Source organism: Arthrobacter mobilis (assembly GCF_012395835.1).
Taxonomy (GTDB): domain Bacteria; phylum Actinomycetota; class Actinomycetes; order Actinomycetales; family Micrococcaceae; genus Crystallibacter; species Crystallibacter mobilis.
This window is the reverse complement of sequence record NZ_JAAZSQ010000007.1, coordinates 1-14209: the sequence shown is the minus strand read 5'-3', so window position 1 is coordinate 14209 and position 14209 is coordinate 1. Positions and strand designations below refer to the sequence as shown.

The window sequence follows — 14209 nt, the reverse complement described above, 5'->3', positions numbered from 1 at the left end:
TTCACTCAGCGTATCGCCGCAGACCGGTCCGGGGGCGACGGGCCTCGCCGGTACCGTAGTGTCCCGGTCTGGCAGCCGGACGGCCCGCAACGGCGCGGACACGCCGTCGTACCCGTTGAAAGCCGGACACTACGGAACGGAAGCCTCAATGAGCCGGGGAGGCACCGGCGCCGTGCACGGCTGATCCGCCGGCCGGCGCCTGCTGCAGGCGTTCCCGGGCCAGTTTCCGCAGGCCGCGCGAGACCTCGACCGGCTCGGGCCAGCGTGGGGAGAGCGCATCGCCGAGGGTGACCCGGCGCAGCTTGCGGCCGAACAGCGGGAAGACCCATTCGTCGAGCCACTGCCAGTCGCGCTGGGTCCGTTCCAGCCAGCTGCCGCGCTGGAACGGACCCAGTACCACCGGCTTGAGCGTGTGCCGCACGCCCAGCACATCCAGCACCTTGCCGGCCATCAGCCGGTGCCCTGCCGGGGACATGTGCAGCCGGTCCGAGTCCCACAGCCGCGGGTCCTGGTAGACCTCGAAGGCCCAGTGGTCCACCAGCAGCGCGTTGTAGCGCCGGGCGATGTCCCGGACGGCCTCGTTGTACAGCCAGTTCCGCCGCTTCATGTGCTCGAGCACCGGCGGCAGCATGACGTCGAAGCCGGTGAACAGCACCAGCCGCGCGCCGGTGGCGGCCAGGCGCTGCACCGCCGCCTCGTAGCGCTTCATCAGGGACGACATGTCCTGGCGGATCTCCAGGATGTCGTTGCCGCCGGCGTAGAAGGAAATCAGCGTCGGCCCCATGGCCACGGCCGGCTCCAGCTGGTCCTCGACAATCTGGTCCAGCCGCTTGCTGCGCACGGCCAGGTTGGCATAGCGCCACCCCGGATCCTGCTTGGCCAGCTGCTTGGCCACCCGGTCCGCCCAGCCGCGCACGCCGTTGGGCAGGCGTGGGTTCCTGTCCCCTACACCCTCGGTAAAACTGTCCCCCAAGGCAACATAAATACCGCCCACAGCGACATGGTAAGCCCGCGTGGTATCCGCTGGATACAGACAGGAAAACTCTTCATGAACACTGCCCGGACTGCGCCCGGTACGGCCTATGCTGGAGCCCATGGGTACCGATCCGCAGAGCGTCCCGGATGCCTCCGAGAATGCTGCAGCGAATACCGAAACCGCCGTCACCGGAGCCACCGGCCGGCTCGGGGGTGCCGTGGCCAGGCTGCTGTCCGAGGCAGGGGTTCCGGTGCGGCTGATCGTGCGCGATCCCGCCCGTGCCCCGCAGCTGCCGGGCACGACGGCGGCGCAGGCCGGGTACGGCGACCGGCAGACCGCCGGCGCGGCGCTGCAAGGCATCCGCACCCTGTTCATGGTCTCCGCCGACGAGGCCCCGGACCGGCTGGAGCAGCACTTCGAGTTCATTGATGCCGCTGCCGACGCCGGCGTGGAGCACATTGTCTACACGTCCTTCTGCGGGGCGGGCCCGGACGCGGTCTTCACGCTGGCGCGGGACCACTTTGCCACCGAGGAGAAGCTGCAGGCCTCGGGGCTGAAGTACACGCTGCTGCGGAACAACCTCTACCAGGACGTGCTCACCGACTTCGCCGGCCCGGAGCGGATCATCCGCGGCCCGGCCGGGAACGGCAGGGCCGGCTTCGTGGCCCGGGAGGACGTGGCCCGGGTGGCGGCGAAGATCCTGGCTGAGCCGTTCGCGCACGCCGGCTTTACCTACGAACTGACCGGGCCCGAGTCACTGACCATGGCCGAGGCGGCGGCGATCATCACCGAGGCCACCGGCAGGCCGGTGTCGTTCCTGAACGAGACCGTCGAGGAGGCCTACGCCTCGCGGGCCCGCTACCAGGCGCCGGACTGGCAGGTGGAGGCCTGGGTGAGCACCTACACCGCCATTGCCTGCGGCGAGCTCGACAAGGTGACCAACGACGTCGAACTGCTCACCGGGCACCGGCCGCTAAGCCTGCGCGAGCTACTCGACCAACGGCGAGGCCGCTAAGCGTTCCAGAGACCGTAGGAATCCGCGAGCGCGGAAATCTTCTCGGCACGGGCCAGGCGCGGCAGGTAGGATCCGTCGCCGACCACGGCCCCGGCAGCGTGGGCGTTCAGCAGCTCGTGCGCCCACCTGATTTCGGACTCGCTCGGGGACAGCCCCTTGTTGATGGTGTCCGCAGCCTCGACCATCAGGCAGAGCTTGCCGGTCATGCCCATGGAAGCGGTCACCTTGCAGGCCGCCAGCAGTTCATCGCCGAGTGCACCAACGGTGGGGCCGTCGATCGGCCCGGGCAGCTGGCCCACGCGGGAGGCCACCACGAGCTTGGAGCGGGCATATGCCAAGGCCATGGGGTCATCGCTGGCACCGGTATCACGCCGGAAGTCGCCCACACCGAACGCCAGCCGGAAGGTGCCCGGAGCCTTGGCGATCGCCGTCGCGTTCTCGATGCCGACGGCGGACTCGATCAGGGCCAGCACCGGGGTGCCGGCCTGCAGGCGCATCGCCGTGTGCGTAACCTGCTCGGGCCGCTCGGTCATGGCGAGCATGACGCCGCGCAGGCCGGGGGCCCTGGACAGCGCCGCCAGGTCCTCGGCCCAGTATTCGGTTTCCATGCCGTTAACCCGCACCCAGGCGGTCATGCCGGTGGACAGTGCCTCCACCACGCGTTCGCGCGCCTCGGCCTTGCCGGGGGCCGGAACCGCGTCCTCCATGTCGAACACCACTGAATCCGCCTCGGAGGCAAGGGCCGGGGCGAAATTGGCTTCATCGGCGGCCGAGGCCAGAAGCCAGGATCGGGAAAGCTTGGCGGGCAGGGCTGCAGCGCGGACGTTTCTAAAGGCGGGCATATCTCTACCCTATGTTTCCCTGATTGCAGGTTCCAAGTAGGAACCGGAAGCGTCACAACCGGCGCTTGGTCCTGGCCGTGGCCGGCGCCGTCCACGGATCCTCCGGCCACGGGTGCTTCGGGTAGCGGCCCCGCATCTCGGCACGAACCTGGGCGTAGGGCCCGGACCAGAAGGACGCCAGGTCTTCCGTGACGGCCAGCGGCCGGCCAGCCGGAGACAACAGGTGGAACAGCACCGGCACCCGCCCGTCCACCAGCCGCGGCGTCCGGTCCCAGCCGAAGCACTCCTGCAGCTTGACGGCCACGACCGGCCGGCCGCCGTCGTCCTCCGGGGCGGGGTAGGCGATGCGCACCTGCGAGCCGCTCGGAACCTCGAGCCGCTCCGGTGCCAGTTCGTCCAGCCGTGCTGCTTCCGGCCAGGGCAGCAGGCGCCGGAGCGGGTCGGCCAAGTCGATCCCGGCTGCTGCCGCCCCGCCGGCCAGCGCCTCCAGTTCCGGGGCCAGCCACCCGTCCAGCCGGGCCAGCAGGGCCGGCTCGGACATGTCCGGCCACGGTTCGCCCAGTTCGCGGTGCAGCAGCGCCAGCCGGCGCCGCAGGGCGTCCGCCCCGGGCGACCAGCCGATGGTTCCGAGCCCGCCGGCTTCCAGGGCGCGGGCCACCGCCTCCCGCCCCTCGCCGGCGGACGGGCGGACGGGAGTGGACGAGAGCGTGATGGCCCCGAGCCGGCGTTCGCGCCGGGCGGCGACCCGGCCGCCGTCGAACTTCGCCTCAATCTCATCGGAGAGCAGGTGCCGGGCCGCGGACAGGGCGGTTTCCTCCTGAAGCGGGGCGGCCGCGCGGATCACGGCACCGGTCCCGGCGGCCTCGCGGCCCTGGACCCGGGACACCTCGGCCACGGCCAGCCACTCGTGTCCGGCCAGCGGGCTGCCGGCCGGCAGCCCGGCCCGCGTGCCCGAAGCCAGCAGGTAGGTCTCCCCCGACGCGCCCGGCATCCGGCGCGCCACCCGGTCCGGGAAGGCCAGCGCGATGACGAATCCCACCGACTCATGGTCCGCCACCGGAGGGAAATCCTCGGGAGCAGCGGCCTCGGCGGACACATCCTGCCGCACGAAGTCCTCCAGGCGCCGGGCCTCGTCCGCCCAGCGCCGGGCCGAGGCGTCCCGGCCGGAGTGCAGCGCGGACAGCAGCCTGGTGAGGTCCGCGCCGGGGGCGCGCAAGTCGCCGGAGACCAAGGCGACGGCCTCGGCCGCCTTCCGCCTCCCCACCGTGCCGGCGCCGTCCAGCAGGGCACGGGCCAGGCGCGGATCCGCCGGGATGCGGGCCAGCAGATGGCCCAGCCCGGTGGCCCGGCCCCCGGCGTCGACCGCCCCGAGGTCATGCAGAACGTGGACGGCGTCGCGCAGCGCGGCCGGGGGCGGGCCGTCCGGCAGCAGCAGCCCCTCACCGCCGGGGGCGCCCCAGCAGCTGAGGACGAGGGCGGCACCGGCCAGGTCGGCCACCGCAATCTCCGGGGTGGGGTGGGCCGGGGCGGCGGCGAACGTCTTCTGGTCATAGCAGCGGATGACGGTGCCCGGCCCCTGCCGGGCGGCCCGTCCGGCGCGCTGTTCCGCGGAGGCGCGGGAGCAGGAGACGGTCACCAGCCCGGACATGCCGCGGGCCGCGTCCCGGCGCGGTTCGCGGGCCAGCCCGGAGTCGACCACCAGCCGCACGCCGGGGACGGTGAGCGAGGATTCGGCCAGCGACGTGGAGACGATGATGCGCGGGGCTTCCCCGGGAGCCCGGCCGGAGACGGCGCGGTCCTGGGTGGCAGGATCGGCCTGGCCGTGCAGTTCCAGGATGTCCGTCCCCGAGGTGCTGCCGCGGAGCCGGGCCGCGATGTGCGAAACCTCCCGGGCGCCGGGAGCGAACACCAGCGCATCGGCTGCAGGGTCGCGGGCCAGCGCCGCCGCGTGCGCGGCGGCGGCCGTGTCCGCCACGTGGTCCAGGAACCCCCGGGAGACGCCGCGGCCGTCCAGCCGCGGCACCGGCGCCGGCGCCCATTCGACCTGCAGCGGATACAGTGCGGACGGGCAGTCGACGACGGGAGCCGGCCCGCCGCCGTCGTACGCCCCGAGGAGCGAGGCGAACCGCGGCGCGTCCAAGGTGGCGGACATGGCCACCACCGCCAGGTCCCCGCGCAGCTGGCGGACCTCGCCGAGCATACCGAGCAGCAGGTCGGTCTCCAGGGCGCGCTCGTGGACCTCGTCGAGGATGACGGCGGCGGTCCCGTCCAGCCCCGGGTCGGCGAGCAGGCGGCGCAGCAGGATGCCGGGGGTGACGAACTCGACCAGGGTGCCCGGGCCCGTGCGGCGTTCCCCGCGGACGGTATAGCCGACGCGCCCGCCCACGCCGCCGGCGTCGAGCCCGGCGAGGCGGCGCGCGGCGGCGCGGGCGGCAATGCGGCGGGGCTGGGTGACCACGACGCGCGGCGGGCGGGCGCCGGCGCTCCCTGCGGTGCCGGAGACGAGGTTGGCAACCAGGGGCGGGACCAGCGTGGTCTTGCCGGTGCCCGGAGGCGCCTGGACGACGGCGCTGGCGGCCGGCAGGCCGCCGGCCAGTACCGCGGCCAGGTCCGGCAGCGAGCCGGTGAAGACCAGCCCGGCCCCGATGGCGGCCAGGTCGAACGGGCCGGCGGGGAACGCGGGGTAACTGGTCACGCGTTCCATTGTGCCCCGCGCTTCTGCAGGGCGGGACGGACGGCCCGGACACGACCGTCATTTAAGCTGGGGCGCATGGCCCAGTTCAAACCCCGCACCACCGATGCCCTGTCCGAGGAGGAGGCCGCCCGGCTGCGGCGTGCCCTCGAGGACAGCACTGATGTGACCGTCTTCGTCAACGGCACCACGGTGAAGCTGCCCGCCCAGGCCACCGGCGCCGTCATCGACCTGCTGGAACGCTTCGCCCGGGGCGAGGCCGTGGTGGTCACCTCCGCGGAAAAGCTGCTGAACACCTCGCAGGCAGCGGAGGTGGCGGGGGTATCCCTGACCTATATGCGCAGGCTCACGGACAACGGCACGATCCCGGTCCAGTACCGCGGCACGCACCGGCGCATCCGGCTCGCCGACGTCCAGGCCTGGCTGGAACAGCGCGCTGCCGCGCCGCCCGAACCGGGTGGGTGACCAAGCCCACAGCCGTTCAGGTGCCTCCGCGGGAATGATGACATGTCATCGAGTCGTTACAGTTTGCGCACGTACACACTGCACCACCCTAGGAGAAACATGAGCATCCAGGTTCTCGCCCTCGTCGGCAGCCTCCGCAACGCTTCCGTCAACCGCCAGCTGGCCGACGCCGCTGCCGCCGCCGCTCCGGAAGGCACCGAGGTCACCATCTACGAAGGCCTGGCCGAGGTTCCGTTCTACAACGAGGATCTGGACGTGGAGGGTTCCGTGCCGGCTGCCGCCGAGGCGCTGCGCGAGGCCGCCAAGGCCGCCGACGCCGTCCTGCTGGTCACCCCCGAATACAACGGCACCACCCCGGCCGTGCTGAACAACGCCATCGACTGGCTTTCCCGCCCCTACGGCGCTGGGGCCATCAAGGACCTGCCGGCCGCCGTGGTCAGCGCCTCCCCCTCCCCCTACGGTGCCCAGTGGGCCAACGGTGATGCCCGCAAGGCCCTCGGCGTGGCCGGCGCGAAGGTGCTCGAGGATGCCTCGGTCGCCGTCGGCGGGCGCTTCGAGCTCTTCGCCGAAACCCACCCGAAGGACCATGCCGAGACCGCCGCCGAGCTGGCCGGCGTGCTCTCCGCACTGGCCGGCGCCGTGGAGCCGGTCGCCGTCTGACGCGGCGGGCCCCCCGGCCCCAGCTGCCGCAGGCCGCAGGAGCGGCCCGGCTTTCCCGCGAGTGGACAGCACACGCCCTCATCACCTTTGATCCGGGCGCGTGCTGTCCACTCGTTTCTGGCGGCTTATGGACGGCGGTCTTGCGGCGGGACGCCGGACGGCTATGCTGGGTCGCGGTGGCACCGCCGCTGCCTACGACCAACCGGAGGTTTGCGCCGTGAATCCTGATGCGGCTCCTGAGCTGGCTCCCGTGGTAACCCTGCGCAACGGCGCCAAGATGCCGCTGCTGGGACTGGGCACGTGGCCGATGGAAAACGCCGAGGCCGCCGAGGTGGTGGAGGCGGCGCTGGACATGGGCTACCGGCTGATCGACACCGCCGAAAGCTACCGCAATGAAAACGGTGTCGGGGTGGCGATCAAGCGCAGCAGGGTCCCGCGCGAAGAAATTTTCGTGACCACGAAATTCAACAAGGAATGGCACAGCTACGACGGCGTGGAGCTGGCTTTCGAGGCCAGCGCGCGGCGGCTGGGGCTGGACTATGTCGACCTGCTGCTGATCCACTGGCCGAATCCGGCGCAGGACCGCTACGTGGACGCCTTCGCCGGGATGGCCAAGTTGCTGGCCGACGGCCGGGTCCGGGCCATCGGCACGTCCAATTTCAAAACCACGCACCTGCAGCATCTGTTCGATTCCGGCCTGGTGCCGGAGGTCAACCAGATCCAGCTGGACCCGCGGCATACCCGGCCGGATGTGGTGGCCATGCACCGCCAGCACGGCATCGTCACCGAGGCGTGGAGCCCGCTGGGCCGCGGCGGCGACCTGCTGCAGCTGCCGGCTGTCACGACGCTGGCGGAGAAGTACGGCAGGACCCCGGCGCAGATCGTGCTGCGCTGGCACACCCTCGTGGGGAACGTGGCCATCCCCAAGTCCTCGCACCCGGAACGTCTGGCCGAGAACCTGCACATCTTCGACTTTGTGCTCAGCGGGGACGAGCTGGATTCGCTCAGCGCGCTGAATACCGGGGAAGAGGGACTGCTGGACGCCGACGTCTTCGGGCACTGACCCGAGCCCATCGCCACCTTGGGTTGACGGCGCGGATGATGCCCTTTTCACGGCTGAAAAGGGCATCATCCGCCCCGTCAACCGGGAGGGGCGGGGAGGGGTGTGGATAACCGGACTGCCCCGGTCCAGGCATGCGCACAATGGCTCATGCGCTATCCGAAGAAACTCCCGGACCACTTGTCCGGCACCTCGTTTTCCGTCGGGGAGGGGCTCGACGCGGGACTGACGCGCAATCAGTTGCTGGGCAGCTCAGTCCGCCGGCCCAGCCGGAGTCTGCGTGCGCCCGCCGGTCCCGAGCTGGACCTTGCGGTCCAGGTGCGCGCCCTATCCTGGATCACGTCGGGCTCCGCGATCTCGCATGCGACGGCTGCGAGGATCTGGGGTTTCCCGCTACCCGCCTGGATGGCTGAGGACCCGGCAATCCACGTCACCCGGCCGGACAGCGTTTCGGCGCCGCGACGCAATGACGTCGTCGGACACCATGCTCTGCTGCACGCGGAGGAAACGACCGTGGAAAACGGCGTGCGGTTAACCACGAGGCCCAAGACGTGGCTCGATCTGGCGTCGCGCCTGTCGGTCGACGATCTCGTGGTGACCGGCGACCACTTGGTCCGCCTCCCACGGCCTGTCTTCGAAGACCGGGCAGACCCCTACGCCACCAAGGCCGATCTCGAGCGCCTCATTCAGAGCCACAAGCGCAAACGCGGCGTGGCCAAGGCAAGGGAAGCACTGGAACTGGTACGCATGGGCGCGGATTCTGCCCAGGAAACACGGCTGCGGCTTGCGCTGGCCTACGCCGGGCTGCCCGAGCCGGAGCTCAACACACCCCTGCTGGACCTGTCCGGCAGACGGCTGCATTCGCCCGATCTCCAATACAGCGCCTACCGCATCGCCATCGAATACGAGGGCGACCACCACCGCTCAGCTGAACAGCTGGCCCGCGATATACGGCGCGGCGAGGCGGCTGCGCGTGCCGGATGGCTGGAAATCCGGATCAGCCGGGAGGACATGCTCGACGACGCGCGCCCGGCGGTGCGTCGGATCCGGCAGGCGCTGTACGCACGCGGCTGGCGCCCGTCGTCGTCATAAGTTCAATCTCCTCCATTGACGTAGCGGAAGGTGCCCTTCCCATGGTTGAGAAGGGCACCTTCCGCGCCGTGAACGGGGAGGGGGACGGCTACTTGACCGTCATGGCCTCGACGTCGGGCTGCTTGGACACGTACTCGTACTTGAGCATCAGCTCGCTCATGTCGCTGAGCACCTGGGTGGGCACCTGGGCGTCGAAGGTTTCCATCTTCAGCCCCTTGGCCACTGCCTCGTCCATGCCCATGAACTTGGGCAGGATGGCGCGGACCTCGTCCGGGTTTTCCTCGGCCTGGGCCAGGGTCTCCGCGACGGCGGCCTTGAAGTCCGCCACGACCTCCGGGTTCTGCTCGGCGTAGCTGCCGCTGGTGAAGGTCACCATGGTCGGCAGGCCGGGCAGTGCCTTCTGGTTGGGGTAGCCGACCAGCTTGTTCTCCTTGTTGGCCAGCGCCCGGCTCAGGAAGGGCTCGGGCAGCCAGATGGCGTCAACGTTGCCGCGCTCCAGCTGGGCCTCCATGTCCGGGAACGGCATCTCGCTGAACTTGAGCTTGGACGGATCCCCGCCGTCGATCGCGGCGCTCTCCATAATGGTCAGGTCGCCCTGGGTCTTGAGCGTGTTGACCGCCGTGGTCTTGCCGGCCAGGTCCGCGAAGTCGCTGATGCCGGAGTCCGCCTTGGCCACGACGCCGTTAATGTCCTCGCCCTCGGCCTTGGAGTTGCTGTAGCCGGTGACGATGCGCATATCCAGGCCCTTGGTCGCGGCCACCATCACCGAGAGCGGATTGCCGACGGCGAAGTTCATGGTCCCGGTGGACACGGCCGGGAGCATCGCCGCGCCGCCCTGGCCGGTCTGCAGTTCCACGTCCAGGCCGTGCTTTTCGAAGATGCCTTCGTCAATGCCGTACTGCATGGCGGCCGAGGGGGCGATGGGCAGGATGCCCACGGTGACGTTCGTCAGGCCTGACGTGCCGCCGGCACCGCCGGCGGCGGTCTCGGTGGAACCCGACGGCGAGCCGGAGCCGCAGCCGGCCAGGGCCAGGGCGGCAATCGCGCCGCCGGCGAGCACCTTGGCGATGTGCTTTTTCATGGAGATCCTCTTCCTCGAGGGCTGGTGTGGACAGGCGCGGTGCTGCTGCCGCAGCGGCGGTACCTAGGCGTAGAAGCGGGCCAGGAATTCGGCGACGACGGCGGGGCGTTCCTCGCCTTCGATCTCGATGGTGTTGCTGGTCTTGATCTGCACGCCGCCCTTAACCTCGGTGACCTCGGCGATGACCGCGTGCAGGCGGATCTTGGAGCCGACCTTGACCGGGTTGGTGAAGCGGACGCGGTCCAGGCCGTAGTTGACCTTGGTCTTGACGCCTTCGACGTCGAAGAGCTGGGTCCACAGCGGGATGATCAGCGACAGGGTCAGGAAGCCGTGGGCGATCGGGGCGCCGAAGGGGCCCTCCTTGGCCTTCTCGGGGTCGGTGTGGATCCACTGGTGGTCATCGGTCGCGTCGGCGAAGGTGTTGACCTGTTCCTGGGTGATCTCGAGATAGTCGGTGTAGCCCAGGTCCTTACCGGCCAGGCCGGAGAGTTCTTCGAAGGTGACAGTAGTCTTGCTGGTCGTGCTCATGTTCTGCTCCTTGGGAAGGTGGCGGGGTTGTGGTTCTAGCGGAAGGCGCCGGTGCCGGTGATGGCGCGGCCGACGATGAGGGCGTTGATCTCGTGGGTGCCCTCGTAGGAGTAGACAGCTTCGGCGTCGGCGTGGAAGCGGGCGACGTCGGTGTCCAGGGTGATCCCGTTGCCGCCGGCCACTTCGCGGGCCAGGGCCACGGTCTCGCGCATCCGGGCGCTGGTGAACATCTTGGCCAGGGCCGAGTTCTCGTCCTTGTAGATGCCCTCCTCCTGCTGCTGGGTCAGGCGGACCACCATTCCCAGCGAGGCGGTGAGGTTGGCCAGCATGACGGCGAGCTTTTCCTGGATCAGCTGGAAGCTTGCCAGTGGCCTGCCGAACTGCCGGCGTTCGGTGACGTAGCGCAGCGCAGCCTCGTAGGCCCCGGCCTGCACCCCGGTGGCAATCCAGGCCACGTCCGAGCGCATGTTCCGCAGCAGGGAGGCGACGTCCTTGAACGAGTTGACGTTCTGCAGCCGGGCCGACTCGGGCACTGCCACGTCCGTGAGCGTGATGTCGGCGTTCTGCATGATGCGCAGGCTGGTCTTGCGGTGGATCTTGGCCAGGGCCACACCGGGGGCATCGACGGGCACCAGGAACGCCTTGACCTGGCCGTCGGCCTGGTCCCGGGCGAAGACCGCCAGCGCGTCCGCCGCCGCCGCCCCTCCGATCCAGCGCTTGGCGCCGTTGATCACCCAGCCGGCACCCTCGCGCCGGGCGGAAGTTTCCAAGCCGCCGGCAATGTCCGAGCCGTGGCCGGGCTCGGTCAGGGCGAACACACCCTTGTATTCGAAACTGCGGATCTTCGGGTCCAGCTCCGCAGCCTGCTCAGCGCTGCCGCCGAGGTTCACGGCCGTGCGGAAGAGCCCGGACTGGGCGTTGTACCAGGTGGCCACGGAGGCGTCCGTGCGGGCGAGCTCGAAATTGCGGAACCCGCCGTAGAGGCCGGACGGGGCGGCGCCGGCCAGTTCCTCCGGGTCCATCAGGTCCAGGCCGATGAGCGGGGAAACGATTTCCTCCGGGAATTCACCGCGCTCCCAGTAGTCGGCCAGCAGCGGCTGGACCTGCTTGTCCAGGACCTTGCGCAGCCGGCCCAGCACGGCCAGTTCGGCCTCGGTGAGCAGGGTGGAGAAGCCGTACTGGTCCGAGGGGTAGAACCCGCTCATGCGGACCCTTCCTGCTCCTGCGCCAGGCCGAGCAGGCGCACGGCGTTGTCCTTGAGGATCTTCGGGCGGACCTCGTCCTTGATGGGCAGCTCGGCGAAGGCGCCCAGCCACTTGGCCGGGGTGATCAGCGGGAAGTCGGTGCCGAAGAGCACCTTGTCGGCCAGCACCGTGCTGGAGAGCCTGACCAGGGACTCCGGGAAGTACTTGGGCGACCAGCCGGAGAGGTCGATGAAGACGTTCGCCTTGTGCGTGGCGATCGAGTTGGCCTCCTCCTGCCACGGCACCGAGGGGTGGGCCATGATCAGGGTCAGGTGAGGGAAGTCCGCGGCGACCTCGTCCAGCAGCAGCGGGTTGGAATAGCCCAGCTTGATCCCGTAGCCGCCGGGCAGGCCCGCCCCCATGCCGTTCTGGCCGGTGTGGAAGATGGCCGGCAGGCCGAGTTCCTGCAGCGCCTCCCACAGCGGGTAGAACTGTTCATCCGCCGGGCTGAAGCCCTGCAGGGACGGGTGGAACTTGAACCCGCGCACCCCGAAGTCCCCGGCCAGGCGCTTGGCCCGGTCAATCGCCTCCGGACCGGTAAGCGGATCCACGGAGCCGAAGGGGATCAGCACGTCGTTGTTGCGGGCGGCGCCCTCGGCGATCTCCTCGATGCTGTTCGGTTCGTGCTTGAGCCGGGTCCGCGCATCCACCGTGAACACCACGGCCGCCATGTTCAGCGCCCGGTAGGTTTCGGCGATGCTGTCCAGCGAGGGCGTGCGCTCGGCGGCCTTGAAGTACTTGCTCGAGGCGTCCATCAGCGGCTGCGGCAGCGAGCAGTGGCCGTGGCCGTCGACCTCGACATGCACATGCATGTCGATGGCAGCCAGCGACGCGACGTCCAGCGCCGGCTCGTAGCGTACGGCAGCCACGGCTACTTCGCCGCCGGCTCGGGCTGCAGCTCGGCCGGCAGCTCCGGGAACCGTTCGCCCACGGACTGCAGCTTGGCCCCGAAGAGGGAATCGAACTGCTCCACGAGGGTCTCGAAGTCCCAGCCGCCGTCGTGGTATTCGGTGGCCACGGCCTCCGGGTGGCTCCACAGCTGCAGCCGGTCCCCGCCCACGCCGATCGCCTGGCCGGTCACCTTCGCCGCGGCGTCGGACGCCAGGAACGCGACCAGCGGCGCGACGTCGCCGGCGGTGCCGAAGCCGAGCTCCTTGCGGAAGAACTCCGGCATCGGCTCGCCCTTCTCCTCGGCCTGGACGGCCTTCTGGAAGAAAGGGACGGTCTTGGTCATGGCTGTGGCGGCCACCGGGATCACCGCGTTGGCGGTCACCCCGGCCTTCCTCATCTCCAGCGCCCAGGTGCGCACCATGCCCACAATGCCGGCCTTGGCCGCGGCGTAGTTGGTCTGGCCGAAGTTGCCGCGCTGGCCCGTCGGGGAACCAATGGTGATGATCCGGCCGGGAACGTTGTTTTCCTTGAAGTACGCGTATGCCTCCCGCACGCAGGTGAAGGTCCCGCGCAGGTGCACGTTGATCACCACGTCGAAGTCCTCGTCGGTCATCTTCAGCAGGGACTTATCCCGCAGCACGCCCGCATTGGTGACCAGGATGTCCAGCCGGCCAAAGTTCTCCACGGCCGCGGCCACCAGGGCCTTGGCAGTCTCGGTCGAGCCGACCGCGGCCGCCACCGCCACGGCCTTGCCGCCGGCGTCGGTGATCGAGGCGGCCGCCTCATCGGCCACGGCCGCGTCGACGTCGTTGACCACCACGGCCGCACCCTGCCTTGCCAGCTCACGGGCATAGGCCAGCCCCAGCCCCCGGCCGCTGCCGGTCACAATCGCAACTTTCCCTGCCAGGTGCTGAGTCGGGGACATCTGGTGCTCCTCTGCTTCTGTTCGCTATTGCCGGTTCCATGACCGGGACATTGGGGATATGCTGAACTAAAATCAATGACAACCTATATCATTGAGAAAGTCAATTATTAATTCCTTCGACCCACGATATTGCGAGGAACCATGTCCGCACAGCCCACGGCGGTATCCGCCACGCAGCAGCGCGCAGCGGCCCCGGCCGGGATATCCGCCGGCATCGAGCGGCTGGAGGCAACCGAACTCGCCGCCGAGATCGAGTTCCTGACCGCCCGGGCGCGCTCCTTAGGTTCCGGGCGCGCCAACCGCATGCTGGCGGACCTGGACCTGAAGGTGCGGTCCTACTCGGTGCTGTCGCTGGCCTGCAGCGGCGAGAATCCGTCGCAGCGCGAACTTGCGGACTTCCTGAGCCTGGACCCGAGCCAGATCGTCTCGCTGGTGGACCAGCTGGAAAAGCGCGGCGCCGTCACCCGGGAAGCGGACCCCCGTGACCGCCGCTCCAAGGTCATTACCGCCACCGCCGCCGGCCGCCGGCTCTACCAGGAGGCATCCGCCGTCGTGCGCGAATCGGAGGCGCGGTCCCTGCGCGCCTTGGACGAGGCCGAACGGGAGACGCTCAGGGGCCTGCTGCGGCGCGTCGCCTTCGACAACGGGGACTGATCCCCCGCACCCACTCCGAAACGGGAATCTGCTGCCGGTTTGACCCTCTGTGTCAGCCTGACGTGTGACAGTTTTGTTGCCGTC

At 69.8% G+C, this 14209-nt stretch carries 14 protein-coding genes; 6 read left to right on the top strand and 8 right to left on the bottom strand.

The window, feature by feature from the left end; all coding sequences use genetic code 11:
* Positions 1-145: 145 nt before the first annotated feature.
* Entirely contained in the window at positions 146-985 is an 840-nt protein-coding gene (locus HGG74_RS09030; protein ID WP_312856805.1) for an SGNH/GDSL hydrolase family protein, read from the bottom strand.
* Between the two features lie 109 nt (positions 986-1094).
* Here HGG74_RS09030 and HGG74_RS09025 point away from each other — a divergent pair, with 109 nt between their 5' ends.
* Positions 1095-1991 carry an SDR family oxidoreductase gene (locus tag HGG74_RS09025; RefSeq protein WP_168486027.1) on the top strand — a complete coding sequence of 299 codons (897 nt, stop codon included), beginning with the start codon at positions 1095-1097 and terminating at the stop codon, positions 1989-1991.
* Here HGG74_RS09025 and HGG74_RS09020 read toward each other — a convergent pair.
* Positions 1988-2833 (bottom strand): HpcH/HpaI aldolase/citrate lyase family protein, encoded by an 846-nt coding sequence (locus tag HGG74_RS09020; protein ID WP_168486026.1) that lies wholly within the window; start codon positions 2831-2833, stop codon positions 1988-1990. The genes HGG74_RS09025 and HGG74_RS09020 overlap by 4 nt on opposite strands.
* A 52-nt stretch (positions 2834-2885) precedes the next feature.
* Positions 2886-5537 carry an ATP-dependent helicase HrpB gene (gene hrpB / locus HGG74_RS09015; protein ID WP_168486025.1) on the bottom strand — a complete coding sequence of 884 codons (2652 nt, stop codon included), beginning with the start codon at positions 5535-5537 and terminating at the stop codon, positions 2886-2888.
* 66 nt (positions 5538-5603) lie between these two features.
* Between hrpB and HGG74_RS09010 the strand changes: the two genes are divergently transcribed.
* The 4 genes from HGG74_RS09010 (at position 5604) to HGG74_RS08995 (ending at position 8802) form a co-directional block, all read left to right on the top strand.
* Positions 5604-5990: a helix-turn-helix domain-containing protein gene (locus HGG74_RS09010; protein ID WP_168486024.1), complete on the top strand. Its 387-nt coding sequence runs from the start codon at positions 5604-5606 to the stop codon at positions 5988-5990.
* A 99-nt stretch (positions 5991-6089) separates the two neighbouring features.
* Positions 6090-6650: an NAD(P)H-dependent oxidoreductase gene (locus tag HGG74_RS09005; RefSeq protein WP_168486023.1), complete on the top strand. Its 561-nt coding sequence runs from the start codon at positions 6090-6092 to the stop codon at positions 6648-6650.
* A gap of 217 nt (positions 6651-6867) precedes the next feature.
* Positions 6868-7713 (top strand): aldo/keto reductase, encoded by an 846-nt coding sequence (locus HGG74_RS09000; RefSeq protein ID WP_312856795.1) that lies wholly within the window; start codon positions 6868-6870, stop codon positions 7711-7713.
* Positions 7714-7860: 147 nt separating this feature from the next.
* On the top strand, positions 7861-8802 hold the full coding sequence (locus tag HGG74_RS08995; protein WP_168486021.1) for an endonuclease domain-containing protein: 942 nt from the start codon (positions 7861-7863) through the stop codon (positions 8800-8802).
* A gap of 88 nt (positions 8803-8890) precedes the next feature.
* Here HGG74_RS08995 and HGG74_RS08990 read toward each other — a convergent pair whose 3' ends face one another.
* The 5 genes from HGG74_RS08990 to HGG74_RS08970 all read right to left on the bottom strand — a co-directional run bounded on the left by HGG74_RS08990 (position 8891) and on the right by HGG74_RS08970 (position 13471).
* A complete protein-coding gene (locus tag HGG74_RS08990; protein ID WP_168486020.1) occupies positions 8891-9883 on the bottom strand; it encodes an ABC transporter substrate-binding protein in 993 nt (330 codons plus the stop codon).
* 63 nt (positions 9884-9946) lie between these two features.
* Positions 9947-10411, bottom strand: coding sequence for a MaoC family dehydratase (locus HGG74_RS08985; protein ID WP_168486019.1), 465 nt, complete (start codon positions 10409-10411; stop codon positions 9947-9949).
* A gap of 35 nt (positions 10412-10446) precedes the next feature.
* A complete protein-coding gene (locus HGG74_RS08980) occupies positions 10447-11616 on the bottom strand; it encodes an acyl-CoA dehydrogenase family protein (protein ID WP_168486018.1) in 1170 nt (389 codons plus the stop codon).
* Complete coding sequence (locus tag HGG74_RS08975) at positions 11613-12467, bottom strand: amidohydrolase family protein (protein WP_168486174.1); 855 nt, start codon at positions 12465-12467, stop codon at positions 11613-11615. The genes HGG74_RS08980 and HGG74_RS08975 overlap by 4 nt, the downstream gene beginning before the upstream one ends.
* Positions 12468-12526: 59 nt before the next feature.
* Positions 12527-13471, bottom strand: a complete 945-nt coding sequence (locus tag HGG74_RS08970; protein ID WP_168486017.1) for an SDR family oxidoreductase — start codon at positions 13469-13471, stop codon at positions 12527-12529.
* Positions 13472-13612: 141 nt separating this feature from the next.
* Here HGG74_RS08970 and HGG74_RS08965 point away from each other — a divergent pair, with 141 nt between their 5' ends.
* Positions 13613-14125: a MarR family winged helix-turn-helix transcriptional regulator gene (locus tag HGG74_RS08965; RefSeq protein ID WP_168486016.1), complete on the top strand. Its 513-nt coding sequence runs from the start codon at positions 13613-13615 to the stop codon at positions 14123-14125.
* Positions 14126-14209: the final 84 nt, after the last annotated feature.

Bases quoted from the DNA above. Each gene is read 5' to 3' on its own strand.
- HGG74_RS08995 (WP_168486021.1), top strand. From the start codon at position 7,861: ATGCGCTATCCGAAGAAACTCCCGGACCACTTGTCCGGCACCTCGTTT.
- HGG74_RS09020 (WP_168486026.1), bottom strand. From the start codon at position 2,833: ATGCCCGCCTTTAGAAACGTCCGCGCTGCAGCCCTGCCCGCCAAGCTT.
- HGG74_RS08970 (WP_168486017.1), bottom strand. From the start codon at position 13,471: ATGTCCCCGACTCAGCACCTGGCAGGGAAAGTTGCGATTGTGACCGGC.
- hrpB (WP_168486025.1), bottom strand. From the start codon at position 5,537: ATGGAACGCGTGACCAGTTACCCCGCGTTCCCCGCCGGCCCGTTCGAC.
- HGG74_RS09010 (WP_168486024.1), top strand. From the start codon at position 5,604: ATGGCCCAGTTCAAACCCCGCACCACCGATGCCCTGTCCGAGGAGGAG.
- HGG74_RS08975 (WP_168486174.1), bottom strand. From the start codon at position 12,467: ATGCATGTGCATGTCGAGGTCGACGGCCACGGCCACTGCTCGCTGCCG.
- HGG74_RS08990 (WP_168486020.1), bottom strand. From the start codon at position 9,883: ATGAAAAAGCACATCGCCAAGGTGCTCGCCGGCGGCGCGATTGCCGCC.
- HGG74_RS08965 (WP_168486016.1), top strand. From the start codon at position 13,613: ATGTCCGCACAGCCCACGGCGGTATCCGCCACGCAGCAGCGCGCAGCG.
- HGG74_RS09005 (WP_168486023.1), top strand. From the start codon at position 6,090: ATGAGCATCCAGGTTCTCGCCCTCGTCGGCAGCCTCCGCAACGCTTCC.
- HGG74_RS08985 (WP_168486019.1), bottom strand. From the start codon at position 10,411: ATGAGCACGACCAGCAAGACTACTGTCACCTTCGAAGAACTCTCCGGC.
- HGG74_RS09025 (WP_168486027.1), top strand. From the start codon at position 1,095: ATGGGTACCGATCCGCAGAGCGTCCCGGATGCCTCCGAGAATGCTGCA.
- HGG74_RS08980 (WP_168486018.1), bottom strand. From the start codon at position 11,616: ATGAGCGGGTTCTACCCCTCGGACCAGTACGGCTTCTCCACCCTGCTC.